Annotated in this window: 27 protein-coding genes; 14 read left to right on the top strand and 13 right to left on the bottom strand. The window is 60.9% G+C overall.

The window, feature by feature from the left end; genetic code table 11:
* Nucleotide 1 precedes the first annotated feature (1 nt).
* A complete protein-coding gene (locus KF821_08085) occupies nucleotides 2-610 on the bottom strand; it encodes a 4-vinyl reductase (GenBank protein ID MBX3005764.1) in 609 nt (202 codons plus the stop codon).
* Between the two features lie 33 nt (nucleotides 611-643).
* Entirely contained in the window at nucleotides 644-1,015 is a 372-nt protein-coding gene (locus tag KF821_08090) for a roadblock/LC7 domain-containing protein (GenBank protein MBX3005765.1), read from the bottom strand.
* 210 nt (nucleotides 1,016-1,225) lie between these two features.
* Between KF821_08090 and hutI the strand changes: the two genes are divergently transcribed.
* From hutI to KF821_08115, 5 genes are all read left to right on the top strand, one after another.
* Nucleotides 1,226-2,509 carry an imidazolonepropionase gene (hutI, locus tag KF821_08095; GenBank protein ID MBX3005766.1) on the top strand — a complete coding sequence of 428 codons (1,284 nt, stop codon included), beginning with the start codon at nucleotides 1,226-1,228 and terminating at the stop codon, nucleotides 2,507-2,509.
* A 1-nt stretch (nucleotide 2,510) separates the two neighbouring features.
* On the top strand, nucleotides 2,511-2,663 hold the full coding sequence (locus KF821_08100; GenBank protein MBX3005767.1) for a hypothetical protein: 153 nt from the start codon (nucleotides 2,511-2,513) through the stop codon (nucleotides 2,661-2,663).
* A gap of 20 nt (nucleotides 2,664-2,683) precedes the next feature.
* Nucleotides 2,684-3,313, top strand: a complete 630-nt coding sequence (locus KF821_08105; protein ID MBX3005768.1) for an HD domain-containing protein — start codon at nucleotides 2,684-2,686, stop codon at nucleotides 3,311-3,313.
* 78 nt (nucleotides 3,314-3,391) lie between these two features.
* On the top strand, nucleotides 3,392-4,174 hold the full coding sequence (locus tag KF821_08110) for an inositol monophosphatase (protein MBX3005769.1): 783 nt from the start codon (nucleotides 3,392-3,394) through the stop codon (nucleotides 4,172-4,174).
* Between the two features lie 62 nt (nucleotides 4,175-4,236).
* Nucleotides 4,237-5,316, top strand: a complete 1,080-nt coding sequence (locus KF821_08115; protein ID MBX3005770.1) for a hypothetical protein — start codon at nucleotides 4,237-4,239, stop codon at nucleotides 5,314-5,316.
* 11 nt (nucleotides 5,317-5,327) lie between these two features.
* Here the strand turns inward: KF821_08115 and rsmA are convergent, their stop codons facing one another.
* From rsmA to KF821_08150, 7 genes are all read right to left on the bottom strand, one after another.
* Entirely contained in the window at nucleotides 5,328-6,146 is an 819-nt protein-coding gene (rsmA, locus tag KF821_08120; protein ID MBX3005771.1) for a ribosomal RNA small subunit methyltransferase A, read from the bottom strand.
* 123 nt (nucleotides 6,147-6,269) lie between these two features.
* A complete protein-coding gene (locus tag KF821_08125) occupies nucleotides 6,270-7,658 on the bottom strand; it encodes a DUF348 domain-containing protein (protein MBX3005772.1) in 1,389 nt (462 codons plus the stop codon).
* A gap of 35 nt (nucleotides 7,659-7,693) precedes the next feature.
* Complete coding sequence (locus KF821_08130) at nucleotides 7,694-8,623, bottom strand: cytochrome c (GenBank protein ID MBX3005773.1); 930 nt, start codon at nucleotides 8,621-8,623, stop codon at nucleotides 7,694-7,696.
* A gap of 108 nt (nucleotides 8,624-8,731) precedes the next feature.
* Nucleotides 8,732-9,532 (bottom strand): c-type cytochrome, encoded by an 801-nt coding sequence (locus KF821_08135; protein MBX3005774.1) that lies wholly within the window; start codon nucleotides 9,530-9,532, stop codon nucleotides 8,732-8,734.
* Between the two features lie 25 nt (nucleotides 9,533-9,557).
* Nucleotides 9,558-11,324, bottom strand: a complete 1,767-nt coding sequence (locus KF821_08140; GenBank protein MBX3005775.1) for a cytochrome bc complex cytochrome b subunit — start codon at nucleotides 11,322-11,324, stop codon at nucleotides 9,558-9,560.
* 9 nt (nucleotides 11,325-11,333) lie between these two features.
* Nucleotides 11,334-11,915, bottom strand: coding sequence for a Rieske 2Fe-2S domain-containing protein (locus KF821_08145; GenBank protein MBX3005776.1), 582 nt, complete (start codon nucleotides 11,913-11,915; stop codon nucleotides 11,334-11,336).
* A gap of 64 nt (nucleotides 11,916-11,979) precedes the next feature.
* On the bottom strand, nucleotides 11,980-12,366 hold the full coding sequence (locus KF821_08150; protein ID MBX3005777.1) for a hypothetical protein: 387 nt from the start codon (nucleotides 12,364-12,366) through the stop codon (nucleotides 11,980-11,982).
* Nucleotides 12,367-12,513: 147 nt separating this feature from the next.
* Between KF821_08150 and KF821_08155 the strand changes: the two genes are divergently transcribed.
* Nucleotides 12,514-13,542, top strand: coding sequence for a zinc-binding dehydrogenase (locus KF821_08155; GenBank protein ID MBX3005778.1), 1,029 nt, complete (start codon nucleotides 12,514-12,516; stop codon nucleotides 13,540-13,542).
* A 923-nt stretch (nucleotides 13,543-14,465) separates the two neighbouring features.
* On the opposite strand, the gene KF821_08160 is transcribed toward KF821_08155, so the two are convergent.
* Nucleotides 14,466-14,888, bottom strand: coding sequence for a DUF3597 domain-containing protein (locus KF821_08160; protein ID MBX3005779.1), 423 nt, complete (start codon nucleotides 14,886-14,888; stop codon nucleotides 14,466-14,468).
* Nucleotides 14,889-15,032: 144 nt separating this feature from the next.
* Between KF821_08160 and KF821_08165 the strand changes: the two genes are divergently transcribed.
* The 8 genes from KF821_08165 (at nucleotide 15,033) to KF821_08200 (ending at nucleotide 21,229) form a co-directional block, all read left to right on the top strand.
* Complete coding sequence (locus tag KF821_08165; GenBank protein ID MBX3005780.1) at nucleotides 15,033-15,530, top strand: DinB family protein; 498 nt, start codon at nucleotides 15,033-15,035, stop codon at nucleotides 15,528-15,530.
* Nucleotides 15,531-15,532: 2 nt separating this feature from the next.
* Nucleotides 15,533-16,153, top strand: a complete 621-nt coding sequence (locus tag KF821_08170) for a polysaccharide deacetylase family protein (GenBank protein ID MBX3005781.1) — start codon at nucleotides 15,533-15,535, stop codon at nucleotides 16,151-16,153.
* A gap of 65 nt (nucleotides 16,154-16,218) precedes the next feature.
* The gene (locus KF821_08175; GenBank protein ID MBX3005782.1) at nucleotides 16,219-16,596 is read left to right on the top strand and encodes a hypothetical protein; all 378 of its coding nucleotides are present in this window, start codon (nucleotides 16,219-16,221) and stop codon (nucleotides 16,594-16,596) included.
* Nucleotides 16,593-18,143: an acyl-CoA carboxylase subunit beta gene (locus tag KF821_08180; protein ID MBX3005783.1), complete on the top strand. Its 1,551-nt coding sequence runs from the start codon at nucleotides 16,593-16,595 to the stop codon at nucleotides 18,141-18,143. Before KF821_08175 ends, KF821_08180 begins: the two co-directional genes overlap by 4 nt.
* A gap of 6 nt (nucleotides 18,144-18,149) precedes the next feature.
* Nucleotides 18,150-19,664, top strand: a complete 1,515-nt coding sequence (gene accC / locus KF821_08185) for an acetyl-CoA carboxylase biotin carboxylase subunit (protein MBX3005784.1) — start codon at nucleotides 18,150-18,152, stop codon at nucleotides 19,662-19,664.
* Complete coding sequence (locus tag KF821_08190) at nucleotides 19,664-20,167, top strand: biotin/lipoyl-binding protein (protein ID MBX3005785.1); 504 nt, start codon at nucleotides 19,664-19,666, stop codon at nucleotides 20,165-20,167. The genes accC and KF821_08190 overlap by 1 nt, the downstream gene beginning before the upstream one ends.
* 6 nt (nucleotides 20,168-20,173) lie before the next feature.
* Nucleotides 20,174-20,794: a class IV adenylate cyclase gene (locus KF821_08195; protein MBX3005786.1), complete on the top strand. Its 621-nt coding sequence runs from the start codon at nucleotides 20,174-20,176 to the stop codon at nucleotides 20,792-20,794.
* A gap of 60 nt (nucleotides 20,795-20,854) precedes the next feature.
* Entirely contained in the window at nucleotides 20,855-21,229 is a 375-nt protein-coding gene (locus tag KF821_08200; protein ID MBX3005787.1) for a GxxExxY protein, read from the top strand.
* 7 nt (nucleotides 21,230-21,236) lie between these two features.
* On the opposite strand, the gene murI is transcribed toward KF821_08200, so the two are convergent.
* The 3 genes from murI to KF821_08215 are packed head-to-tail and all read right to left on the bottom strand — an operon-like array spanning nucleotide 21,237 to nucleotide 23,441.
* Complete coding sequence (gene murI / locus KF821_08205; protein MBX3005788.1) at nucleotides 21,237-22,109, bottom strand: glutamate racemase; 873 nt, start codon at nucleotides 22,107-22,109, stop codon at nucleotides 21,237-21,239.
* A gap of 59 nt (nucleotides 22,110-22,168) precedes the next feature.
* Entirely contained in the window at nucleotides 22,169-22,519 is a 351-nt protein-coding gene (gene rplS / locus KF821_08210) for a 50S ribosomal protein L19 (protein ID MBX3005789.1), read from the bottom strand.
* 58 nt (nucleotides 22,520-22,577) lie between these two features.
* Nucleotides 22,578-23,441, bottom strand: coding sequence for a PIG-L family deacetylase (locus KF821_08215; protein MBX3005790.1), 864 nt, complete (start codon nucleotides 23,439-23,441; stop codon nucleotides 22,578-22,580).
* Nucleotides 23,442-23,472 lie beyond the last annotated feature (31 nt).

The raw sequence follows: 23,472 nt of genomic DNA on the forward strand, positions 1-23,472 counted from the left end.
ATCAATCCGAAGGCTGCTTGTAAATGACAAAATCGCACTGGCTGTGCCCACACGCACAGCACTCAGCCTCATCCACGCGGAACTCGCGCCCGCCGGAAAGGCTGTGCGCCGCCTCCTGTAACAAGCCGACCATGAAGAAGCACACCGGCTTGGCCTCGCCGCGGCGCCCCCAGCACACTGCGTTGGGCGCCACGCGGAAGTGAAATTCGTTGGCGTGCTCCACCAATTGGCTCGCCTGGTCACTGATCTGGCTGAAGATACGTGCCAGAGCGCCCAGCCCAATACGCAATTTTACGGGCAGCGGTAATATGCGGAAAGCCGCATCGGCCGTGCCGGCCAGCGCCCCGAAGTTGCTCAGGGCGCGGGCAAAGGTTTGGCGCCCCACGCGCAGCGCCAGGCCGCGGCCGCCACGTGGGCCATACAGCGCCTCCATGCCGGTGTGCAGCGCGGCGAACTCGGCAAAATCAAATTCGCGCGCCAAGTTGGCCGGCGGGTACTCGCCGTGCAAGTGAGCCAGCCCAGCGCCTTGTAACAGCGCCTGCATAATGGTGGCGCCAGCCACCAATTCCTGGGTACTTTCCAACACCGTGCGGGCAAAACGATTGGGCAAGTAATAGCCACTTGAAGATAGGGCGAGCATGGTTTAGAGCAAGCGCTGCAAGTCGTTCACCGCCTTGCGCAACTCCAGCAGCAAGAGGCCTAGGCGCGCCTCATTGCTGGCCATGATGGTGAGCACAGTGCGCGCATTGGCGGCAGTGAGCAAAGCGAAACCCTGGTTGCCTTTGATATACACCTGCTCCAGCGTGCCACGGCCCAACTCACGCGCGATGCGCTCGCCCAGCGAGAGCAGCGCCGCCGACATGGCCGCCACGCGGTCTTCCTCCGCGGGCGGCGCCAGCACAGAGGCGATGATCAAGCCGTCATCGCTCACCAGCGCGGCGCCTTCGATCTCAGGCGTACTCGCCAGGAGGGCACGCAGTTGCTGGTCTAATTGTTGTTTACGAGAGGCGTTCATTGTGAGCTTGGGAAGACGGGTAACTCTAGCATGGGGATGGCAAGAATGCAAGGATGAAGGGCGGAAATCAACTCTAGCCGACGAATATAGTCTGTAGTTGCCTAGTCGTTTAGTCTATTGGTCGACCAGCCGACTAAATGACCAAGAGACAACACTAGTCAATAACGACTAACCAACAACTCACTCCCAGTCCGGCTTATACTCCCCCCTATGCTCATCCATTCCGCATCCCAACTCCTCACGCTGGCCGGTGGGCCGCAACGCGGTGCCCAGCTGGGCACGCTAGGCTTGATCGAAGACGGCGCCGTGCTGCTGCGCGAGGGCACCATCGCCGCCGTGGGCCACAGCGCCGAGCTGCGCGCCGCCTACCCCAACGAAGACAGCTACGATGCCAGCGGGCGCGTGGTCATGCCCGCCTTTGTAGACGCCCACAGCCACCCCATCTGGGCGGGCGACCGTGCCGCCGAGTTTGAACTGCGCCAGCAGGGCAAGAGCTACCTGGAGGTGCTGGCGGCGGGCGGCGGCATCCTCTCCACCGTGCGCGCCACGCGTGCCGCCACTCTGGAGCAGCTACACGCCGAGACCGAGGCGCGTCTGCGGCGCATGTTTGCCCACGGCAGCGCCACGATTGAAGCCAAGAGCGGCTACGGCCTCAGCCTTGAGAGCGAGCTGCGCCTGCTGGAGGTGCTGCTGGCGTTGGATGCCCAAGGACCGTGGGAGCTGGCGATTACTTTTCTGGGTGCTCACGCTATCCCCGCAGAATTCAAAGACCGCGCCGGCGACTATGCCCAAGAGCTGGCGCACAACTGGCTACCCGAGCTCAAAGCCTGGTGGCTGGCGCACGCCGGCGGCCGCCCGCTGCCCTTCTTTGATGTGTTCTGTGAGACGGGGGCGTTCGACCTGGGACAAACACGTCTGATGCTAGAAGCCGCCAAAGACGCCGGCTTCCCGCTCAAACTGCACGCCGATGAGTTCGATAATCTGGGCGGCACCGCCCTAGCCGTTGAGTTGGGCGCCGCCTCGGTGGATCATCTGGTGGCCATCTCCGATGAGGAGATCGCTGCCTTGGCCGCCAGTGACACCGTGGGGGTAGCTCTGCCCGCCACGCCGTTCGGCCTGGCCGAGGCGCATAACGCGCCGGCGCGCAAGATCTTGGCGGCGGGTGGCCTGCTGGCCGTAGGCGGTGACCTTAACCCCGGCACCGCCTGGTGTGAGAGCCTGCAATTCACGCTGGCGCTGGCCTGCCGCCAGCTCAAGCTGACCCAAGCCGAGGCGATTGCCGCCACCACGATCAACGCCGCCGCAGCCATCGGCGCGGCGGAGCGCACCGGCTCGCTGGAGCCGGGCAAGCAAGCCGACCTGCTCATTCTGGATGTGGCGGATTACCGCCAACTTGGTTACCGGTTTGGCACCAATCTTGTACATAGTGTGTACAAGAAAGGAGTGCCGTACCTGGTACATCAAGATGAGCTTTCTACAGAATCTAATCAGTAGCATGCCCGCGCATTACGCGCTGTTGGCCCTGATCCTTTTCATAGGGCTATCCGTGGTGATCCTGCGCGCCATCATCAAATTGGCCATGCGTGCATTCGTCTTCGGCTTGGTTGGCGTTATACTGCTGGGAGTTATCTACTACATCGCCCGCTAACCACGAAAGAAGATTGCAGCATGCCCACAATTGATCAAGCCCGCGCCTGGTATCCCGCTTACGACCCAGTACACGGCTTCGATCATATTTTGCGCGTCTTGCGCACGGCAGAGCATCTGGCCGAGCGCGAAGGCGCCGACATCGAGATCGTGCGCGCCGCCGTGCTGCTGCACGATGCCAGCGGCCAGACCGGCGGCGAAACCCGCGCCGACCACCAGGAGAGCGGCGCCGAGTTCGCCGCCGAGGTGCTGGCCGCCGAAGGCTGGCCCGCCGAGCGCATTGCTGCGGTGCAGCACTGCATCCGCACGCACCGCTTCCGTGGCACCGAACGCCCGCAGACGCTGGAAGCCAAGATCGTGTTTGACGCCGACAAGCTGGACGTGATTGGCGCCTACGGCGTGGCACGCACGCTGGCCTATGACGTGGTGATGGAGTGGCCCTTCTTTGCCGAGCCGTCTGAGCACTTCATGCAAACAGGCGAGAAGGCTGCCGACGAAACCCACAGCTCCTATCACGAGTACTTGTTCAAACTGAGCAAGATTTTGGAGCGCTTCTACACCCCCACCGCCAAAGCGATTGGTGCCCAGCGCCAAGAATTCCTCAACGCTTATTTTGAGCAGTTGGCCAGGGAAGCGCACGGCGAGTTCTGATTAATCGATTAGTTGATTAACAAATTCATCAAACCCAATCTGTTAATCGGATAATCCACTATCAAACTAGCATCAATCATGAAACCTGCTCTAGTATTCATCGAAGATTTGGCGCGCCGTGCTGGCGAGGTTTTGCGCGCCGGCTACGGCCAGCAGCATGAAATCGCCTACAAGGGCGAGGCTGACCTGGTGACCGAGGTGGACCACGCCTCTGAGGCGCTGTTGCTGGGCGAGATCATGGGCCAGTTCCCAGAGCATCGCATCTTGAGCGAGGAAACCGGCGAGCACAATGGCGATGCCGAGCATGTCTGGTACATTGACCCGCTGGACGGTACGCTCAACTACGCCCACGGCATGCAGACCTTCTGTGTCTCGATCGCCTACGAACACAGCGGCGCCTTGCAGTTTGCCGCTGTGTACGACCCAATGGCAGATGAGATGTTCAGCGCCGAACGCGGCCAGGGCGCCTGGCTGAACGGGGCGCGCATTCAGGTCACCAACCCGCCCTCACTGCGCGAGAGCTTGCTGGTCACCGGCTTCCCCTACGATGTGCGCACCAGCCCGCGCAACAACTTTGCCGAGTTCCAGGCCTTCTCGCTACGCAGCCAAGGCGTGCGCCGCCTCGGTTCCGCCGCCCTCGACCTGTGCTATGTGGCTGCTGGCCGCCTGGACGGCTACTGGCAGCTCAAGCTGAGCGCATGGGATCTGGCGGCTGGCGCCCTGCTGGTGCACGAGGCGGGCGGCGTGGCTAGCGGGGTGCTGGGCCAGGCAGAGTTTCTGGCGCAGCAAAACGGCATCCTGGCGGCCAGCCCGGCGCTGCATGCAGAGATGCTGGCAGTGCTAAAGGAAGTACACTCTTAGCCAGAGGCGTTTATGCGTTCCTCGCTGGGCGTCTGATAACATTCTTTTGATGGTGGGTATTCATGCCAATAAAAACTGAGCTGTGGCGCATCGATCACGGCCTCGAAAAAGTTCCGTCCTCTTCGCTGGAAGCCGAAAGCCGCCTTGAGGCCGCCATTGATGCGGATATCGGCGTGATCGATCCGAATCTGATGATCATTGGCCGCCAGGTGCAAACACCTTTTGGCAAGTACATTGATCTATTGGCGATCAATCCCTCAGGGGATCTGGTGGTGCTGGAGCTCAAACGCAACAAGACGCCGCGCGAAGTCGTCGCCCAAATTCTTGATTACGCCACATGGGTACAAGAGCTGAAGTACGATGCCATCGCCAGCATTTACAATGCCTACGCACCGCACTCCGAGTTTGAGACTGCCTACGCGCAGCACTTTGGCGGCCCGCCACCCGAAGAAATAAACCAGCAACATCGCTTGCTGATCGTGGCCGCCGAGATGGACAATGCCACCGAGCGTATCGTTAACTACCTTTCCACCGCCTTTGGTGTGCCGATCAATGTAGTTTTCTTTCAGTACTACCGGGTAGATGGCGGTGAGTTTCTGGCGCGCTCCTGGCTGATCGATCCCGCGCAAGCCGAGGTTCAAGCCGAAAAAGGGGCGCGCTTGCGCGGCAAAGAACTATGGAACGGCTCTGACTTCTACTGTTCCTTTGGCGAAGGCCCGCGCCGCAGCTGGAAGGATGCGATTACCTATGGCTTCATCTCGGCCGGTGGCGGAAAATGGTACAGCCATACGCTGGCCATGCTCACCTCTGGAGCGCGTGTCTTCGTCTTTATCCCGCAAACTGGTTATGTCGGTGTAGGCAAGGTGCTGGAAGAGGTGAAGCCGGTTTCAGAATTTACGGTGGAGATCAACGGAACGCCCACGCCGATACTCAATGCGCCTCTCGTGGCCAACGCCATGGGAGAAAACGCCAATGATCCCGAGCTCTGCGAATATCTGGTACGCATCCAGTGGGAGAGCACCCGCCCGCTGGAAGAGGCAATTTGGGAAAAGGGTATGTTTGCCAATCAAAACTCGGCGTGCAAACTAAGAAACAAATTCACACTTGAGCGTTTATACGAGCATTTCTCGCTCAACACCTAGCACCACAAAACTCAACCGGGTTCATTAATCAGCCTGCCCCACTCCGCTAGCGTGAGCGTTTGTGGGCGGCGCATCGGGTCGATGCCAGCCGCCTGCAGGCGGCTGGCGGCTTCGGTCTTGCCCCACATCGCCCCCAGCGAGTTGGCCAGCGTCTTGCGCTTCTGGGCGAAGGCTGCTTTGGCTACTTTGAAGAAGGGGTCGATCCGTTCCCAGGGCAGCAAGGGTTGCTGGTAGAGCTCAATCAGCAGCAGCGCCGAATCCACGTTGGGTGCCGGGTAGAAGGCACCGGCGGGAATGTGGTGCGCCAGCCGCGGCTGGCCGTAGAGCTGCACGCTGAGCGCCAGCAGCGAAAGGTCCGGCGCGCTGGCGCAGGCCCGCTGGGCTACCTCCAGCTGCACGGTGAGCGCCATGCGCGCCGGGCGTGGGTGGCTCTCCAGCAAGTGGCGGATAAGGTTCGAGGTCAGATAGTAGGGGATATTGGCAACGACCAGAAAGCCGTCTTGCGTGAAGTGCTGGCTGATGTCTACGTCAAAAATGTCGGCATGCAACACCTGCACGTTCTCCACGCCCTGCAGCGTGCTGCTGAGGGCGGGCAGCAAGCCCGCATCCAGCTCCACGGCCACCACGCGGCCAGCTGCGGCCGCCAGGTGGCGGGTCAGCGAGCCGAGCCCGGCGCCGATCTCGAGCACCTCATCGCCTGCCCCTACCCCGGCCGCACGCACGATGTTCTCCAAATGCACTTCATCAACGAGAAAGTTTTGGCCCAGGCGTTTGTTGGGCCGCAGGCCGTGAGCGCGCAGCAGCGCGGGAACATTAAGGGGCGGGAGCATGCGGCAATTATAAGTATGAAGGCGGAGGGATGAAAATTAGGAATTAGCAGATTGGAGATTGCTTCGTCCGTTTGCGGCTTGCATGGCGTCGAAGCCGCAATACTCCTCGCAATGACAGTCAGGCTACGGCGGCCACACCAAAGGCACATCTGGCGGCACGGGTGTGGTGAAGTACATGGTGACATACTGTGCCCAGCCCACGTAATCATCATCCGTGTAGGCCAAGTCGATCCACGGCACGCTGCGGTCACGGTAGGCGCCAACATCCGCCACTACCGCCGAGCCGTAGCCAGGGATGTAGACGCTGTGTCCTCCCAAGGCGATGTACCAGTTGTACCAGGTAGCGATCACGCCACGCTTGACTGGCAAGCCCAACGAGGTACCGTGGTAGCACTTGTCTGGCACGCCGGAGCGACACGGCGAGTAGGAGGTAGCGAACACCTGCACGGCGCGGTAATACTCGATCGTGACGCCGTCCACCACCGCAGTGTGAATGACGATCTTGGTACCGTAGCCATTGATCTGCTCCACCGGTTGCACCAGCAGGCGCTCGGCTTCGGTTTGGCGCGAGACTTCCTGGCCATCCTCATAGCGCACGCGTACGCGCGCCGCTTGCACACCATCCTGGCCGAGCTGCACCACCGATTGCTGATCCAGTTCGGCGCTATCGTCAGGCTGCCAGCGCGTCTCATGGGGCACAATTTCCTGCACCAACTGCACGCTCTCTTGCACGCGCACCACGCGTATCTGGCCATCTGCCGGCACGGGCTGATCTTCGGCCGGCACGCTGTAGTCCTCGCCTTGCAGCGCCACCCCAGCCTGGGCCAGCGCTTCGCCCACCGTGGCAGCCGGGCTGTACACGGTGTGGCTCTCGCCGGCCAACTGCACGGTCAGCGGGCGGGCACGTACCAGTTGAGCATTGAGCGCAGCATCCAGCGGCGTTTCGGCCGGCGGTTCTAATTGATCCGCCGCGGCCAGCGCAATGCCCTGCGCGGCCAGCGCCTCGCCGAGGGTGCTGGCCGCGCTGTGGAACTGTTGGGTCTGGCCATCCACTTCCAGCGTGATCGTCACCGGGCGGCGCAGGGTGAGCACCAGCGCAGCCCCTGTCGGCAGCGGCTGCGCAGGGTCAAGCGGGCGGCCCGCCAGCAGCAACTGGTCGGCGGCAGTCAACTCCACATCCCACTCCGCCAGCAGGCTACGCACCTGGCGTTCGCTGCTGACGGTGTGATACCACTCGCCATCGGCAAACAGGTGTATGCGCGCGGCGCGTTCCACGGCGATGACCAGCCCATTGCGCAGCGGCATCCAGCGGGCCGGCTGCACCGTATCCGCCGGGGCCAGCACGACACCGGCCTCAGCCAGCGCGGCGCCTACGCTAAGCGCCCGCGTGGTCAGCGGCTCGGCCTGGCCATCGACCAAAATTGTCACTTGGCGCGCCGTAGCCGCATAGCCCGCCAGCAAGACAAGCACTGCGGCCACGATGGCTAGCCAACGAATACGTTTGGGGGTCATTTCAACAGTGTACCTGGCTGAAACAATGCGGCAACTTAACGTTTGATGTGGCGCCGCCCAGGCGCATAGTGTTGCTGGTAATAATCATAGGCTGCGCCGGCAACCACCACCGCGAACAGCCCCACCGCCGCCCAAACCAGCGGCTCAATGCGCGCCTGGCTTTCCAGTTGCACCGGGCCACTGCTGTTGCGATTAAAGGGCCGCAGCGCGGGATTGCCGCGCGTCAGGCCCTGCGCCACGGCCAGCAGGTTGGTCACGCGCCCCAATGACCAACCCAGCTCCTCGCTGGCTGGCATGGTCGGCGCCACGGTGGCGCCGAAGCGGGTCTTGTGCACAAAGCGCCACGGGTCGGCCACAGCAATATCGGCGAGGTACAGCGGCGAATCCTCTGTGCCGAAATTGATTTCGCTACCATCCGCCCCGTGGCAGTCCGCACAACTGGCTTGAAAATCCTTGCGCCCTTCTTCGGCATTGCCCAGCGCGCCGCCATTGGTGGGGTTGATCATCAGGTCGGTATCCACCAAGCGCGTGCGCAGGAAGGCGATCAGATCACGCGTGGCATCCGAGTCGAGATAGCTGCTGAAATCATGGTTGGCGTTGGCGCTGCCGTTAAGCCAGCTAAGCACTTCGGCCTGCGAGCCGCCGACGATGCCGGTAATGCCTTTGAAGCCAGTGTAGTAGGTGGAATGCTGCCCATAGGCGCCCGCGGCACCTTTGTAATCCCAGCCGTGGCACGCTACACAGGTCCAGGTTTGCGTGCCGGCACTTTTATTGACGTCTTGTGTGTTCCACAGGGGGTGGTTGCCGGGCGGTGGCACCACATCCAGGGTGATCATCCAGTTTTCGTAGATGCGGCCGCCGCGCACGGGGTCGCCCAGCACCTGGCCAGCCCAGCCGCGCCCGGCGGCCAAGGCGCACAACGCGGCAAACAGAACAAAAAAGGTAAAAGCCAGTAGACGCTTCATGAGGGCAACGCGAACAGCCAGTATAACATCCGCAAAAAATTCGCCGGGGTGCCGATACACAAGCGCCCCTTCGAGCGAAGGGGCGCTTGGTTAGTCAGCGGAATAGGTTTACTGAGTACGATCCAGCAGGAAGGCGATCAGATCGCTGATGTCTTCCTCGGAAAGGATCTCGGAAAAGTTCTGCGGCATTACGTCAGGCGAGAAGCCGGGCACGACGAAGGCATTCGGGTCCACGATGGACTGGTGAATGTACTCCTCGGCGCTCAGGCCGGCCACTTCATTGCCGGCACGGCCAGCCAGGCCGTCGAGCACGGGGCCGACGGTGGCGGTGCTGATGCCGCTGATGGTGTGGCAAGCCACACAACCCGCCTGGGTGAAGAGTGCCATGCCGCGGCCCTCGGGAGTCGATTCATCCACTACCGGGCCGATCGGCTCAGGCGTGGGGATCTCGCCCAGGGCGTATTGCTCAAAGTTCATGATGAAGGCGGCTACGGCGCGAATTTGGTCATCGCGCAGCGGGCCACCAAAGCGCTCCGACCAGGTGGGCATCGCCGGGCTGCCACCGCCGACATACTCGGGGCGAGTGGAGACCTGGCGGCCGGTGGTGACCACGGAGACAATGTAGTCCTCCAGGGTGCTGCCCCAGCCGATCTCCGCCATGCGCTCGGCAAAGAAGTGCTCGTCGCGCAGGCTGGGCGCAATGCCGGTAATGCCCTGCCCCTGCGTGCCATGGCAACGGGTGCAGTTGGCCTGGAAAACGCCAGCGCCGAATTCGATCTGGCGGGCGCGCTGTTGCTGCACATAATCCGCCAGACGCTGCGGCTCACGGATGCCCAGGATGATGATGATCGCCGCACTGAGCAGAACAAAGATGGTGCCAAGTACGATCTCGAGTTGAACGCGTTTCATGGGTGTTTACTCTCCTCGTACCCAGTTACTCAGAACCCAGCGTGCGGTTCTCATGCAGGAAATAGGTGTGTTCGTAGGTCTTGTCCTCTCCGGTGGTCGGGTCGGTCCAATCGACCTGCGGGGTTATCCGCACCATGCCCGGTTGGAACTGCTCGACGATGATACGCGCCGCCAGATCAGGCAGGCGGCCATCGGCTTCCGCAGCCAGCAAGCGCTCGCTGAACTGGTTGAACACCGCGGTCAGTTGCGGGCAACCGATCACCACGTTTTCCGGCTTGTTGTGATCCGGCTGGTAGGCCAGGCCGGGGCACAAGTCGCGCCCGTAGTCCTCGCCGACGGTGTAGATACCCTGGGCTTGCGAAAGCTCAGCGTAAGGAACTTCACGCAACGGGCCTTCGCCTTCTTCGGGCGCCAGGTCTTGAATGACGCGCGTGGCCGCCGGGGTTTCGATGCCGTATTCAGGCAAGCCCATGTAACTGAGCGCCAGCATGATAAAGACCCACGAGAGGCCCCAGGCGATGGCAAACGGCCGCTTGCTGGAGAGACGCGAAGGATTTTTGTCGATGTAGGGGATGGAGACCAGCAGCACCACCAAGACCGGCGGCACGATCAGGCCCATGACGAACTTGGAGTCGAGGATCTTGCTCAACTCCAGGGTGAAGTCGACGCCGAACAGGCCCAGCAGCGGGTGCAGGATGGGGTTGACCAGGCTTTCGATGATGCTGGCCGGGTCTACCTTCAGCATGCCTTGCAGCCACCAGAAATACCAGGGGGCTTTAGTGTCCAGCGGCGTGCTTTGCGGGTTGGCGTGCGTTTCCAGCGGAGAGTGGAACCAGCGGAAGTACAGGATCACCAGCATGACGAAGATGCCCAACGTAATGAGGAAGATCTCATGGCTGAGCAGATCAGGGATCAAGTCAATGCGGCGGTTGTATTCCTTCTTCTTGTCAGCTGGCAGCTCCAGCTCTTCCACCACGGCCGGCAGCGAAATGCTGTGCTCACGCGAAACCTTGTAGTAGTGAATACTGATGAACAGGATGGCGATCAGCGGGAAGAGGATGACGTGCTGCAGGTAGAAACGCAGCAAACCACCCATACCGATATCGGGCGCGCCACGCATCACCAAGTTCAGCGTGGGGCCAACGATCGGGCCAGACTCGGTGATCGAGGTACCTACGGTCACCGCCCAGTAGGACAACTGGTCCCAGGGCAGCAGGTAGCCGGTGAAGCTCAGCCAAGCCGTGATGGCCAGCAGGATCACACCCGTGAGCCAGGTGAAGGAACGCGGTCCCTTGTAGGAGCCGGTGAAGTAGGTGCGCAGCATATGCAGCCAACTAAAGGCCACCATCGCTTCAGCACCCAGGCGGTGAATATCGCGGAACAGCTCACCGAAGAACACATTGCTCTCGATGGCCAGCACCGAACCATAGGCTTGGTCCGGGAAGGGTACGTAGTAGGCCATCAGAATAACGCCGGTGATCACTTCGATCACGAAGAAGAAGGTGACGAAGAAACCCAGGCGGAAGGTGTGCGTGAACCAGGTGGCCGCCTGCGGGTAGTAACGCGGGCGCAAGTGGGCCACGAAGCTGGTGGTGATCACCTTGTAGCGCGGGTTGGGCTTTTCGGTCGGCGGATCGCCGCGCATGATGGCACGCAGCTCACGCAGGTTGAGGCCGGCGGTGATGATGCGAATACGATCATCGAGCGCCTGGAACAAGGCCGATTTCCACTCGCTGCGCGGTGGGATCGGGGAGTAGTTAAGCCGTTTGAGGATGTTGTTGATGAAGGTCATGTCTCGCTCTTAACCGTGAACTTCGCCAAGGATCTTGGCGCCAGTGTTGACGCGGACAATCGCATTCGGGTTGTCCGGCAGGGGAACCGGGCCACCATCCGCGGGGGTCTGGGCCAACACGTTGCCGTTCTCGTCTTCGATGGTGATCACGAAGCGATCGAGGCTGCGCGGCGCTGGGCCGAGGATGTAGTCACCGTTGTGAGCGTACTGGGAACCGTGGCAGGGGCAGATGAACTTGAACTCCTGGTCACTCCAGCCGTAGATACAGCCCAAGTGCACACACACCTTGTACAGGGCAGTCACGCCCTCAGGGGTGTTGGAAATCCACAGCTTGACCTTGGGGAAGTTGGCCGGGGCCGCTTCAGGCCCGGGCAGGTCACCCACGCGCCCGACGGTGAACATACCGCCAAACTCGCCTTCGCGGAAACGCGGGATACCAAAGATCACCGCACCGCCCGCCAGGGTCAGGGTCAGAAACCCCAGAGATGACAACCAGGCGATGTTAAGAAACTCGCGCCGGTTCAAAGGCGGGTTGGCTTGCTCCTCAGGGGGTACTTCAGTTTGGCCGGTGGGAACGGCAGCTTGCGTCATTCGGCTCTCCTAACAGATGGTTCCTTATTTGCGTATTTTATCACTACTATTGAACCCGGGGCAACTAGCCAGGCAGGGCGTACTGGGCGGTATAGATTGCGCGAATGATCAGCCCCACCGTGATGATCGTGGCGGTACTGTAGACCAGAATCTCCGCGCGGGCCGAGCGCCCCTTGGTGTACAGGTAGGCCGCCGGGATCATGATCGGCAGAATCATGCCATACAGCAAGTGAATGTTGCGCATCGGGCGATAGCCGCCCAGCCACAAATAGCCGCCCAACAGACATTCGGCCAAGATCAGCAACTCAGCAATCACCAGCATGCCCCAATACGAGGAATCGATGCCTTGCTTGCGAAAAAAACGCACATAGCCCCACACAGACAGGATGAGGAAATAGTACAGCGAGGTTGAACCCAAACCTGCATGCAGGCGAACTACAAAATCGGCCATGGTGCTCCTTGAATGACATTATTCTAATCACTTTGAGTGTAGCAATAAAGGCGAAAGTAAGCCTGTCACTTGGTTGGCTAGTCACCTAGTCGAGCAATGACTAGGTGACTAGCCAACCAAGCGACTGACACAACATATAATCGCTGCATGAAAGCCATCTACTTCGAACAACACGGCGGGCCAGAGGTACTGCAGTATGGCGAGCGCCCCACCCCGCAACCCGCCCCCGGCTGGGTGCGCGTCAAGTTGAGCGCCGCAGCGCTCAACCATGCTGATCTGTTCGTGCGCGCCGGCTGGTCGGGCATCAAGCTCAGTCTGCCGCATATCCTGGGAGCGGATGGCGCCGGCGTAGTGGATGCGCTGGGTGAGGGCGTGACGCGCTGGCAACCCGGCCAGCGCGTAGTGATCAATGCCAGTATTTGTATGGAAGAAGACGAATTTACGCAGCGGGGCGAAGAAAACAAGTGCCGCCACTGGGAGCTGCTGGGCGAAAGCCTGCCCGGCACCTATGCCGAATATGTGTGCGTGCCGGCCAGCAACCTGCTCGAGATCCCCGGCAGCTTCCCGGCGGCGCATGCCGCCGCAGCGGCGCTGGTGTATGTCACCGCCTGGCACTCCATCGTGCGCCGCGGGGCGCTGCAAAAAGGCGAGACGCTGCTGATCGTGGGCGCCTCGGGCGGCGTGAACACGGCCAGCATCCAGATCGGCAAGTATCTGGGGCTGCGCGTGATCGTGGTGGGCTCAGACGAAAGCAAGTTGGCCTTGGCGCGCCAGCTGGGCGCCGACGAAGTGATCGACCGCAGCCAGGGCGACTGGAGCAAGGCCGCCTACCTGCTGACCGAGAAGCGCGGTGTGGATGCCGTGGTGGACAATGTAGGCATTACCTTTATGCAAAGCCTGCGCACGCTGCGCAAAGGCGGCCGCCTGCTCACCGTGGGCAACACCGGCGCACCCACCTTCGAGATCGACAACCGCTATATCTTCAGCAAGCACCTCAGCATCCTAGGGTCGACGATGGGCACCTTCAAGGATTTTGCCGATGTGATGGCGCTAGTCTTCGCCGGCGAGCTCAAGCCAGTGGTAGACCGCAGCTACCCGCTGGCAGAAGCACGCGCCGCCCACGCACGCATGGAAGCCGGCGGGCAGATGGGCAAGATTGTTTTGGAGTTCGAGTGAGCAGTGAGGAGTCGGCAGTGAGCGGTGAGGAGTGAGGAGTAATCAGGAAACCCGCGATTGCGAGGAGTACTGCTTTACAGCACGGGCGAAACAATCCCCAAACCTGCTCACATCATTTGTCATTGCGAGGAATAGGCGCAGCGCAAGCACCAGCACGGGCGAAGCACACATCATTTGTCATTGCGAGGAGTATTGCCGCTTTGCGGCAAACGGACGAAGCAATCCCCAAGCCTGCTCACTCCTCACCGTTCACTGATCAAGCAGCAGCACGGGACGAAGCAACGACACTCTGTCATTGCGAGGAGTAGGCGCTGCGCAAGCAGCGGCAAACGGACGAAGCAATCCCCAAGTAGACTTTAGGGCTTCAAGCCAGATTGCTTCGTTGTTCAGTGGCTGCGCCGCTTCACGGCCTCGCAATGACATACACCTCCCGCCATTGCGAGGAGTAGGGGCTGCGCAAGCACCAGCACGGGCGAAGCAACGACACATTGTCATTGCGAGGAGTATTGCCGCTTTGCGGCAAACGGACGAAGCAATCCCCAAGTGAATTTAGGCACCGGCCAGGATTGCTTCGTTGTTCAGTGCCTGCGCCTATTCCTCGCAATGACATACACCTCCCGCGATTGCGAGGAATAGGCGCAGCGCAAGCACCAGCACGGGCGAAGCAACGACACACTGTCATTGTGAGGAGTATTGCCGCTTTGCGGCAAACGGACGAAGCAATCCCCAAGCCTGCTCACTCCTCACTGTTCACTATTCAAGCAGCAGCACGGGCGAAGCAACGACACACTGTCATTGCGAGGAGCATTGCCGCTTTGCGGCAAACGGACGAAGCAATCCCCAAGCCTGTCCCCTGACCCCACCCGCCCACACCAACAAAAAAGCCCCGCCTAATGGCGGGGCTTTTTTTGGCTTTTTGCAGCTTAGTCGAGCAGGCTGGCGGGCACGGTGCCGCCGTTCTCAGCGATCTTCTTGAGCACGGCCTTGTGCAGCCAGGTGTTCATCTTGGCCGAGTCGTCGAGATACTCAGTGGGCACGCCCAGCTCAACGGCCAGTTCCTTGCGGTTCTCGAAGCTGCTGTCAATATCCAGCAACTTCAGCAGATCCACGATGGAAACCTTCCAATTGAGCTCCTGCGGGTTGGCCTTGGCCAGCGCGTCCATCTTGGCAGCCACATCCACCGCATCCATCGGGGCCGGCTTGTTGGCGCCCAGGCCGGTGCTCAGTTTGGCACGCGGAGCAGCGGTTACGCCAGCCTTGGGAGCCGCGCTGGTAGCACCGGCATCCTTGGCGTCATCGTCCTTCTTGATACCCAAACCCTTAAGAATCTTGTCAAAAATACCCATTTTTTTGTTCTCCTTACAAAATAGGTGCCGCCCTCTAGCGGGCAATCGTTTTGGAGTTTAACACACTACACCTGCCAGTCTGTTAACTTAATGTAATAACTAGAATCACCCGTAAAATGTTATGCACTGCCAAAGGAGCTTTCGATGCTAGCTACGCCCTCCCGCATGACCCCACAACAATTGTGGCAGCGCATCCACACTGGCCGGGCGGCCTACTCCGCCGTGTACGCCGGGCTGACGCCACGCCAGATGACGCAGCGCCCCGGGCCACAAGCTGATTGGTCGGTCAAGGACCAGATTGCCCATCTGCTGTGGTGGGAGAACCTGGCCATGCTGCGTGCCCCGCTGCTGCTGGCCGGCGAGGACACCGGGACGATCCACAACCTGGATGAGATCAACGCCCAGGTGCTGGCACAGAGCGAGGCGATGACGCTGAAGGAGGTGCTGACCGCCTGGGCTGCCAATCTGGCGCGGCTCAAAGCGCTATGCGCCAGCCTGAGCGATGCCCAGCTTAACCAAACGCGCCGGCCACGCCGCGCACCCTACCAGATCCTGGTGACCGATACCTTCGAGCACTATGCCGAGCACCAGCCTGACCTGGAGCGTTATGTGGCCAGCCTAAAAAAGAAACCCAAGGCCTAACTATGCGCCTCACCGAACGCCCCACCCACAACGCCAACGGCCAGCCGATCCTGTACTTCACCTTCGATGATGGCCTCGCCGCCGATACGCCCGCCGTGCTGGCGGCTTTGGCCGCACACCGCGCGCTGGCCACCTTCTTCGTAGTCGGTGGCCGCGTGCAGCTACTGCCCGAGCTACTGCAGGCACAGTTGGCTGCCGGACACTGTGTAGGCAACCACAGCTTCAGCCATCCGCGTCTGGCGCACATGCCCCAGGCGCTGTTCCTCAAAGAAATGCACGCTACCGCCGAGGCGGTGCGTACTGCCGCAGGCACGCGGCTGGCGAATAGCACGATGCACATCATGCGCCCGCCCTACGGCAGCACGGATGCCAATACCGAGCCGTGGGTCAACGCCCTGGGCTACGAGATGGTGCTGTGGGACGTTGATCCTGAAGATTGGGGCGAGCCAGGGACCGAAACCATCGTCGGCCGCGTGCTGGCGGGCGTGGCGCCGGCCGCCAGCGTGCTGCTGCACGATGGCGGCGGAGACCGCAGCCAGACCGCCGCCGCTTTGCACAGCCTACTGCCCACGCTGGCCGCCCAAGGCTATGTGTTTCACTCACTGGCAGGGGTTGCCCTCTAGCCATGCGCAAATCTGGCCCAGCCAATCGGCCACGCGGCGTAACCGTGCTATTGGCGCTAGTGTTAATGTTCACAGGCTTGCAGGTGCTACGCCTGTGGGTTGCCCTGCAGCAGGCGGCTCAGCTTGCCAACCTGCCATTGCCAGTGCCCGCCGGATACTTCGCACTCAGTGCCGGGTTGTGGGCGCTGGCCGCAGCGGCCACAGCCTATGGGCTGGCCCGCCAGCGGGCCTGGGCGCCCAACGCCACCCGTGGGCTGGCGCTAGGTTACACCGCCTTCCAGTGGGCAGACCGCCTGTTGTTGCAAAACAACGGGCTGCACAAGCACCCCTGGGTCTTTCAAGCCGTATGGGGCGCCGTTTGCCTCAGCGTGCTATTCGTTATTCTGGCCACCCCCGCAGTGCAGGCCTACTATAGAAACACCGCCATCAGGAGTGAAGGATGACACAAACTTCAAAGATCGAAGAACTACAACAACTACGCATCCAAAGCCAGCAAGGCGGCGGCCCCGCCCGCGTGGAAGCGCAGCACAAGCAAGGCCGCCTGACGGCGCGTGAGCGCCTGGACTTATTCCTCGACAAGGGTTCCTTCCGTGAAGTCGATGCCTTTGTCAAGCACCGCACGCACGCCTTCGGCTTGGAGAAGCAGCAGATCCTCAGCGATAGCGTAGTGACTGGCTGGGGCACCATCGACGGCCGGCTGGTGTATGTATTCTCGCAAGACTTCACTGTCTTCGGTGGCAGCCTGAGCGAAGTGCACGCCGAGAAGATCATCAAGGTGATGGAAATGGCGCTCAAGAACGGCGCGCCGGTCATCGGACTGAACGACTCGGGCGGTGCGCGCATTCAAGAAGGAGTGGTTTCGTTGGGCGGCTATGCCGACATCTTCCTGCGCAACACGATGGCCTCCGGCGTGATCCCGCAGATCAGCGCCATCATGGGCCCCTGTGCCGGCGGTGCGGTGTACTCCCCCGCCCTGACTGACTTTATCTTCATGGTGCGCAACTCCTCGTACATGTTCGTCACCGGCCCCGAAGTGGTCAAGAGCGTGACCCATGAAGAAGTGACCTTTGAAGACCTGGGCGGTGCCAGTGTGCACGCCAGCACCTCGGGCGTGTGCCATGTGGTCGGCGACTCGGAAGCGGATACGCTGTTCCTCATCCGCAAGCTGCTCTCCTACCTGCCGCAGAACAACCTCGAAGACCCGCCCTTCAAGCCCAGCAAGGACAACCCGCTGCGCCGTGATGAGGCGCTGGATACCCTGATCCCAGACGACCCTTCCAAGCCGTATGACATCAAAGATGTCATCCGCATGGTGGTGGACGAAGGCGCCTTCTACGAAATTCATGACCAGTTCGCCCAGAACATCGTAGTGGGCTTCAGCCGCCTGGGCGGCCATGTGATCGGCATCGTCGCCAACCAGCCGATGGTGCTGGCCGGTGTGCTGGATATTGACGCATCAGACAAAGCCGCTCGCTTCGTGCGCTTCTGCGACTCGTTCAACATCCCCATCTTGACGCTGGTAGACGTGCCCGGCTTCATGCCCGGCACGGCGCAGGAGCACAACGGCATCATCCGTGCCGGCGCCAAGCTGCTGTACGCCTACTGTGAGGCCACTGTGCCTAAGCTGACTGTGGTGACACGCAAGGCCTATGGTGGCGCCTACGACGTGATGAGCAGCAAGCACATCCGTGGTGACGTAAACCTGGCCTGGCCCACCGCTGAGATTGCCGTGATGGGGCCGGACGGCGCGGTGAACATCATCTTCCGCAAAGAGATCGCCGAAGCCAAGGACCCGGTGGCACGCAAGGCCGAGCTGGTGGCTGAGTACCGCAAGGAATTTGCGAATCCCTACGTTGCGGCCGGCCGTGGCTTCATTGACGATGTCATTCAGCCCAGCGACACCCGCCCCCGCCTGATCAACGCGCTGGAAATGCTGACCAACAAGCGCGACAGCAACCCGGCGCGCAAGCACGGGAACATTCCTCTGTAGGCCATCATGTTCAATAAAGTTCTGATTGCCAACCGTGGAGAAATTGCAGTGCGCGTGATCCGCGCCTGCCGTGAGCTGGGTCTGCAAACCGTAGCCGTGTACTCAGAGGCTGATCGCCAGGCGCTGCATGTGCGCCTGGCCGACGAGGCCTACTACATCGGCCCGGCGCCCTCACGCGAATCCTACCTGCGCATGGATCACATCTTGGATGTGGCCAAGAAATCGGGCGCAGGCGCCATCCACCCAGGCTACGGCTTTTTAGCCGAACGCTCGGACTTCTCGCAGGCCTGTGTAGATGCGGGCATCCGCTTCATTGGCCCCAAGCCCTCGGCGATTGCCGCCATGGGCGATAAGGCGATTGCGCGTGCCACCGTGGCCGCCGCCGGCGTGCCCGTGGTGCCTGGCACCGAGGGCGAAGGCAGCCTGACCGACGAAGAGCTGCTGAAGGCGGCGCAAGACATTGGCTTCCCGCTGCTGATCAAAGCGACCGCTGGCGGCGGCGGCAAGGGCATGCGTGAAGTACGCAACCTGGACGAAATGCCCGGCCTGCTGGAGAGCGCCCGCCGCGAGGCGCTGGCCGCCTTCGGCGACGGCAACGTCTACCTCGAGAAGCTTATCGAAGGCGCCCGCCACATTGAATTTCAAATCATCGCCGATGAGGATGGCAACACCATCCACCTCGGCGAACGCGAGTGCTCGCTACAGCGCCGCCACCAAAAATTGCTCGAAGAATCGCCCTCGCCCTTCATTGATGAAGACGAAGACTTCCGCCAGAAGATGGGCGCGGTAGCCGTCAAAGCCGCCAAAGCGGTGGGCTACGTCAACGCCGGCACAATTGAGTTCCTGGTAGACAAGGACAAGAACTTCTACTTCCTGGAGATGAACACGCGCCTGCAGGTGGAGCACCCCATCACCGAAGAGGTGACCGGGCTCGACATCGTGACCGAGCAGTTGCGCATCGCGCGCGGCCGGCCACTGAGCCTGACGCAAGACCAGGTGAAGCTGCAGGGCTGGGCGATCGAGTGCCGCGTCAATGCAGAAGACCCGCACAACAACTTCCTGCCGTCCACCGGTTTCATCTCGCACCTCACCGTGCCCACCGGGCCGGGCGTACGTGTGGACACCGGCGTGTATGCCGGCTTCAATATCTCGCCCTACTACGACTCGCTGATCTCCAAGCTGGTGGTCAAGGGCGAATCACGCGCCCAGGCCATCTTGCGCATGCGCCGTGCGCTTGAGGAATATCATGTAGTCGGCGTGATGACCAACATCCCCTTCCACCAGCGCATTCTGGAGCAGGCACGCTTCATCGCCGGCAACTTCGATACACGCTTCGTGGAAGAACGCTTCTCGCTGGAGAAGGCCGAAGAGGGCATGGAAACGCACCCGGAAATTGCCGCCATCGTGGCTACCCTGGTAGCCAACGAGCAGGCCGAGCGTTCGGCGCACATCATTTCACGCGGCAAGCGTGATACAAGCAACTGGAAGTGGGTCTCCCGCTGGGAACGGATACACCGCTGATGAAATACATCACTACGATCGACGAAACGCAATACGAAGTAGAAATCCTCAGCCCACGCCAGGTGAGCATCAATGGCACGGTCTACGAGGTGGACTTCAAATCGGTGAGCGGCCAGCCGATCTACTCGCTGCTGGTGGACGGCAAGTCGTACCAGGCGCACGTGTACTCCGGTGAGGAGGATGACGAGCTGCAAGTGCTGCTGCGCGGCGTGCTGCACAGCGCCAAGGTGGAAGACGAGCGCGAGAAGCGCCTGCGCGCCGCCGCCGGTGGCGGTAGCGCCGATGGCGGGGAATTCGTGCTCAAAGCGCCGATGCCCGGCCTGATCGTGAAAGTGGCCGTGAATGAAGGCGACGAAGTCAAAAAGGGTGACGTGTTGGTTATCCTTGAATCGATGAAGATGCAAAATGAGCTCAAATCGCCGCGCGATGGCAAGGTGTCGCGCGTGCAGGTGAAGGCTGGCGATAGCGTAGAACAACGCACCAACATGGTGAGCATAGAATAGGCGCGTATGGTTACCCTGGTAAGCGACAAAGAACTCGAAGTCAAATTTCACATTGCCGACCCCGCCGCGCTGGAGCAGCGGCTGGTGGCGGCCGGCGCCACCCTGCTGCACCCACGCACGCACGAATTCAACCTGCGCTTCGATAGCCCCAACGGCTCGCTGAGCCAGGCCGCGTGCATGCTGCGCCTGCGCCGCGATACCAGCAGCCACATGACCTTCAAAGGGCCTAGCACTACGCTGGGCGGCGTGCTGGCCCGCCAGGAGATCGAGTTCGACGTCTCCAACTTCACCCAGGCGCAGAAGTTGATCGAGGCGCTGGGCTTCACCTCACGGTTCATGTACGAGAAACACCGCACGACCTATGGCCTAAATGGGTTGAAGGTGACGCTGGACGAGATGCCTTACGGCAACTTCGCCGAGATCGAGGGCACGGAGCCGGAGCCGATCCAGGCTGCCGCGCAACAACTGGGGCTCAATTGGCAGCAGCGCCTGCCCGAGACCTACATCAGCATCTTCCGCCGCCTGAAGGATCTCTACGGGCTGCGCTTTACTGATCTATCCTTTGAGAACTTCGCTGGCGTGGAGGTATCGCTGGAACGGGCGGGTATCCTCCCAGCTGATTCATAATTGTCCACAGATGAACACGGATAAACACAGATAGATTCAGTTGTTTGGGGGGACTTAGTGGTGCAACCGAATGAACTCAACATACTTACTGAGGTAGTAATTGGTGCCGCATTTAGAATTTCCAACACATTAGGTGCGGGTTTCCTGGAAAAAGTGTACGAAAATGCAATGGAAGTTGAACTGCGGTCAAACAACGTGCAGTTTACTCAGCAGCAACCGTTTACCGTAAGATACAAGGGCTTTGTTGTTGGGGACTATATTGCAGACTTTGTAATCCAGAAGCAGCTTATCGTAGAAGTGAAAGCACTTACATCACTAGACAAGGCGCATACCGCGCAGTGCCTCAATTACCTAAAGGCCTCTGGCCTCTCACTTGCTCTACTTATTAATTTTGGAACCCCAAGGGTGCAGATCAAACGCATAGCAGGCAGATAATAAGGGTTTATCTGTGTTCATCTGTGTTCATCTGTGGATGAATCTCCCCATTCTGCCAATATACTCCCTCAACCACAGCTTCCACGCCTAGCAGCTCATGTACGCGTTGCTGCATCGCCCCAGAGTCGCCGCTGGTCACGTAGCGCGTAGTCCCGTGCTCGCGCGTACTTCCCTCGCCGCCAGCCGCAGCCAGGCCGCCGGCGGCCAGCAAGCTGTGCACGCGGCGCGCCACCGCCGGCGCCGGGTCCACCAGGCGCACCGCCGGGCCAACAATGTCGCGGATCGTATCGAACGCAAACGGGTAATGCGTGCAGCCCAGCACCACCGTATCCATCCCCTGCGCCAGCATTGGTTGCAACGCCTCACTAAGGATGCGGCGTGCCTCCGGCCCATTGGCCCGGCCGGCTTCGATCTCGCTCACCAGGCCGCGGCAGGTATTTTGCAGCACCGTCACGTCTTGCGCAAAACGCTCCACCACAGAGGCGTATAGCTCGCCCTCAAATGTGGTCTCGGTAGCCAGCACGCCCACCACGCCGCTGGCGGTGTGCTCGGCGGCCGGCTTCACCGCCGGCTCCATGCCCACCACCGGGATCTGCGGATACCGTTGGCGGATGGAGTGCAGGGCCGCGGCAGAGGCGGTATTGCAAGGGATCACGATCAGCTTGGCGCCTTGCGCTACCAAATACCTGGCAATCGCCTCCGAAAAGCCACGCACCTGCTCCAGGCCGCGTGGCCCATAGGGCACATGCGCCTGGTCAGCAAAATATATGAAGTCTTCGCCGGGCAGCTCGGCTTGCAGGGCACGCAATACGCTGAGCCCGCCTACGCCAGAGTCAAAGGCGCCGATCGGTTGCGGGGATGTGCGGTGGGGGCTATTCATACGCAAAATAAAAAGAGCGCAGCTTGCGCTGCGCTCTAGGTTATACCAGATGCAAAATTCTAGTTGTCAAACTTCTGCTTGAGGCGAGCCTTCTTACCGCTCAGATCGCGCAGGTAGCCCAGGTTGGCCCGGCGCACCTTGGAGTGGCGCTCCACCACCACCTTCTCGATCAGCGGCGAAGCCGTGAGGAAGGTGCGCTCGACGCCGATGCCATTGCTGGCCACGCGGCGCACGGTGAAGTTGCGGTTGTTGCGCGAGCCACCGGCCTTCAGCACGGTGCCCTTGAACTCCTGAATGCGCTCGCGATCGCCTTCTTTGATCTTGACATGCACACTCACCAAGTCACCAGGGCGCAAGGCGGGGATATTTTCATTCGGTTTGGCTTCTACAGCCTTCAACAAGTCAGCCATGTACTCTACGTCCTTATCGTATCCTTAAAAAGCAACGTGGGATTGTACCACAAAGCGCCTAGTCCGCAAACAGGTCTGTGGCGCGGTAACTATCCGGCGTGGGTGGGTAGATGCGCGTAAAGCGGTCTTTGTTGCCCAGCCAGCGGGCGATCACTTCGAGCAGGTTGGAGCCAATGAAACGCCCCCCACCCTGGCTGGCATGCGCCGCATCGGCTTGGTCTTTGCGCGCCTGCACACGGCGATAGTTGATCGTGACGTGTGGCGCGGTGTCCTTATCGCGCGCCAAGCGGGTGAGGTCGATGTCTTTGTTGCGCCCCACCTTGGAGGGATCTTTGCCTACCAAGCGCATCAAGAACACAGCGCGGCGCAGGCGGGCGCGGTTACGGGCACTGACGTATAGCTTGGCGGGCTGGTAGGCCGCGCCGGCCGCGGGGTACTGGGTGGCGTCGCCGGCAGCGTGGAAAGCGGCCAGCGTGGCTTGATGGATGTGAATATGATCCGGGTGATAGTAGCCACCGGTCTCGTCAAAGGTCACCACCACCTGCGGTTTGAGACGGCGGATCTCGGCGACAATGCGCCCGGCCACCTGCTCCAGCGGCGCCTGCACCAGCGCCTGCGGATTGGTGTTGTCCTCAGAGCCCACCATGCCGCTATCGCGATAGTTCAGGAAGATGACACTCTTGAGCCCGAGCGCCTCCGCGGCGCGCATCAGCTCGGCTTCGCGCAGCTCGGCGATGGTTTTATATTTGGCCAGATACTCAGGGTCTACTGTGCCGGCTTCACCGCGGGTAGCGCAGATCAGGTGCACATCCACGCCTTGCGTGTCGTAGTAAGCAATCGTGCCCCCCATGCCAAAGGATTCATCATCCGGGTGGGCCAGCACGATCAAAATGGTCTTGCGGGGGTTAGTGTCTGCGTCCATGGCGAAGGTTCATTATAGTCCTGGCGCGGGG

It is taken from the genome of Anaerolineales bacterium, from assembly GCA_019637755.1.
In the GTDB taxonomy this organism is placed as follows: Bacteria; Chloroflexota; Anaerolineae; order Anaerolineales; family UBA11579; genus JAMCZK01.

Excerpts from the sequence above, each read along its gene's own strand:
- rsmA (MBX3005771.1), bottom strand. The coding sequence starts at position 6,146 with ATGCTCCCGCCCCTTAATGTTCCCGCGCTGCTGCGCGCTCACGGCCTG.
- KF821_08170 (MBX3005781.1), top strand. The coding sequence starts at position 15,533 with ATGCGCCTCACCGAACGCCCCACCCACAACGCCAACGGCCAGCCGATC.
- KF821_08100 (MBX3005767.1), top strand. The coding sequence starts at position 2,511 with ATGCCCGCGCATTACGCGCTGTTGGCCCTGATCCTTTTCATAGGGCTA.
- KF821_08150 (MBX3005777.1), bottom strand. The coding sequence starts at position 12,366 with ATGGCCGATTTTGTAGTTCGCCTGCATGCAGGTTTGGGTTCAACCTCG.
- KF821_08125 (MBX3005772.1), bottom strand. The coding sequence starts at position 7,658 with ATGACCCCCAAACGTATTCGTTGGCTAGCCATCGTGGCCGCAGTGCTT.
- KF821_08165 (MBX3005780.1), top strand. The coding sequence starts at position 15,033 with ATGCTAGCTACGCCCTCCCGCATGACCCCACAACAATTGTGGCAGCGC.
- accC (MBX3005784.1), top strand. The coding sequence starts at position 18,150 with ATGTTCAATAAAGTTCTGATTGCCAACCGTGGAGAAATTGCAGTGCGC.
- murI (MBX3005788.1), bottom strand. The coding sequence starts at position 22,109 with ATGAATAGCCCCCACCGCACATCCCCGCAACCGATCGGCGCCTTTGAC.
- KF821_08160 (MBX3005779.1), bottom strand. The coding sequence starts at position 14,888 with ATGGGTATTTTTGACAAGATTCTTAAGGGTTTGGGTATCAAGAAGGAC.
- KF821_08145 (MBX3005776.1), bottom strand. The coding sequence starts at position 11,915 with ATGACGCAAGCTGCCGTTCCCACCGGCCAAACTGAAGTACCCCCTGAG.
- hutI (MBX3005766.1), top strand. The coding sequence starts at position 1,226 with ATGCTCATCCATTCCGCATCCCAACTCCTCACGCTGGCCGGTGGGCCG.
- KF821_08110 (MBX3005769.1), top strand. The coding sequence starts at position 3,392 with ATGAAACCTGCTCTAGTATTCATCGAAGATTTGGCGCGCCGTGCTGGC.
- KF821_08115 (MBX3005770.1), top strand. The coding sequence starts at position 4,237 with ATGCCAATAAAAACTGAGCTGTGGCGCATCGATCACGGCCTCGAAAAA.
- KF821_08130 (MBX3005773.1), bottom strand. The coding sequence starts at position 8,623 with ATGAAGCGTCTACTGGCTTTTACCTTTTTTGTTCTGTTTGCCGCGTTG.
- KF821_08190 (MBX3005785.1), top strand. The coding sequence starts at position 19,664 with ATGAAATACATCACTACGATCGACGAAACGCAATACGAAGTAGAAATC.
- KF821_08105 (MBX3005768.1), top strand. The coding sequence starts at position 2,684 with ATGCCCACAATTGATCAAGCCCGCGCCTGGTATCCCGCTTACGACCCA.
- KF821_08140 (MBX3005775.1), bottom strand. The coding sequence starts at position 11,324 with ATGACCTTCATCAACAACATCCTCAAACGGCTTAACTACTCCCCGATC.
- KF821_08090 (MBX3005765.1), bottom strand. The coding sequence starts at position 1,015 with ATGAACGCCTCTCGTAAACAACAATTAGACCAGCAACTGCGTGCCCTC.
- KF821_08195 (MBX3005786.1), top strand. The coding sequence starts at position 20,174 with ATGGTTACCCTGGTAAGCGACAAAGAACTCGAAGTCAAATTTCACATT.
- KF821_08175 (MBX3005782.1), top strand. The coding sequence starts at position 16,219 with ATGTTCACAGGCTTGCAGGTGCTACGCCTGTGGGTTGCCCTGCAGCAG.
- KF821_08180 (MBX3005783.1), top strand. The coding sequence starts at position 16,593 with ATGACACAAACTTCAAAGATCGAAGAACTACAACAACTACGCATCCAA.
- rplS (MBX3005789.1), bottom strand. The coding sequence starts at position 22,519 with ATGGCTGACTTGTTGAAGGCTGTAGAAGCCAAACCGAATGAAAATATC.
- KF821_08135 (MBX3005774.1), bottom strand. The coding sequence starts at position 9,532 with ATGAAACGCGTTCAACTCGAGATCGTACTTGGCACCATCTTTGTTCTG.
- KF821_08215 (MBX3005790.1), bottom strand. The coding sequence starts at position 23,441 with ATGGACGCAGACACTAACCCCCGCAAGACCATTTTGATCGTGCTGGCC.
- KF821_08155 (MBX3005778.1), top strand. The coding sequence starts at position 12,514 with ATGAAAGCCATCTACTTCGAACAACACGGCGGGCCAGAGGTACTGCAG.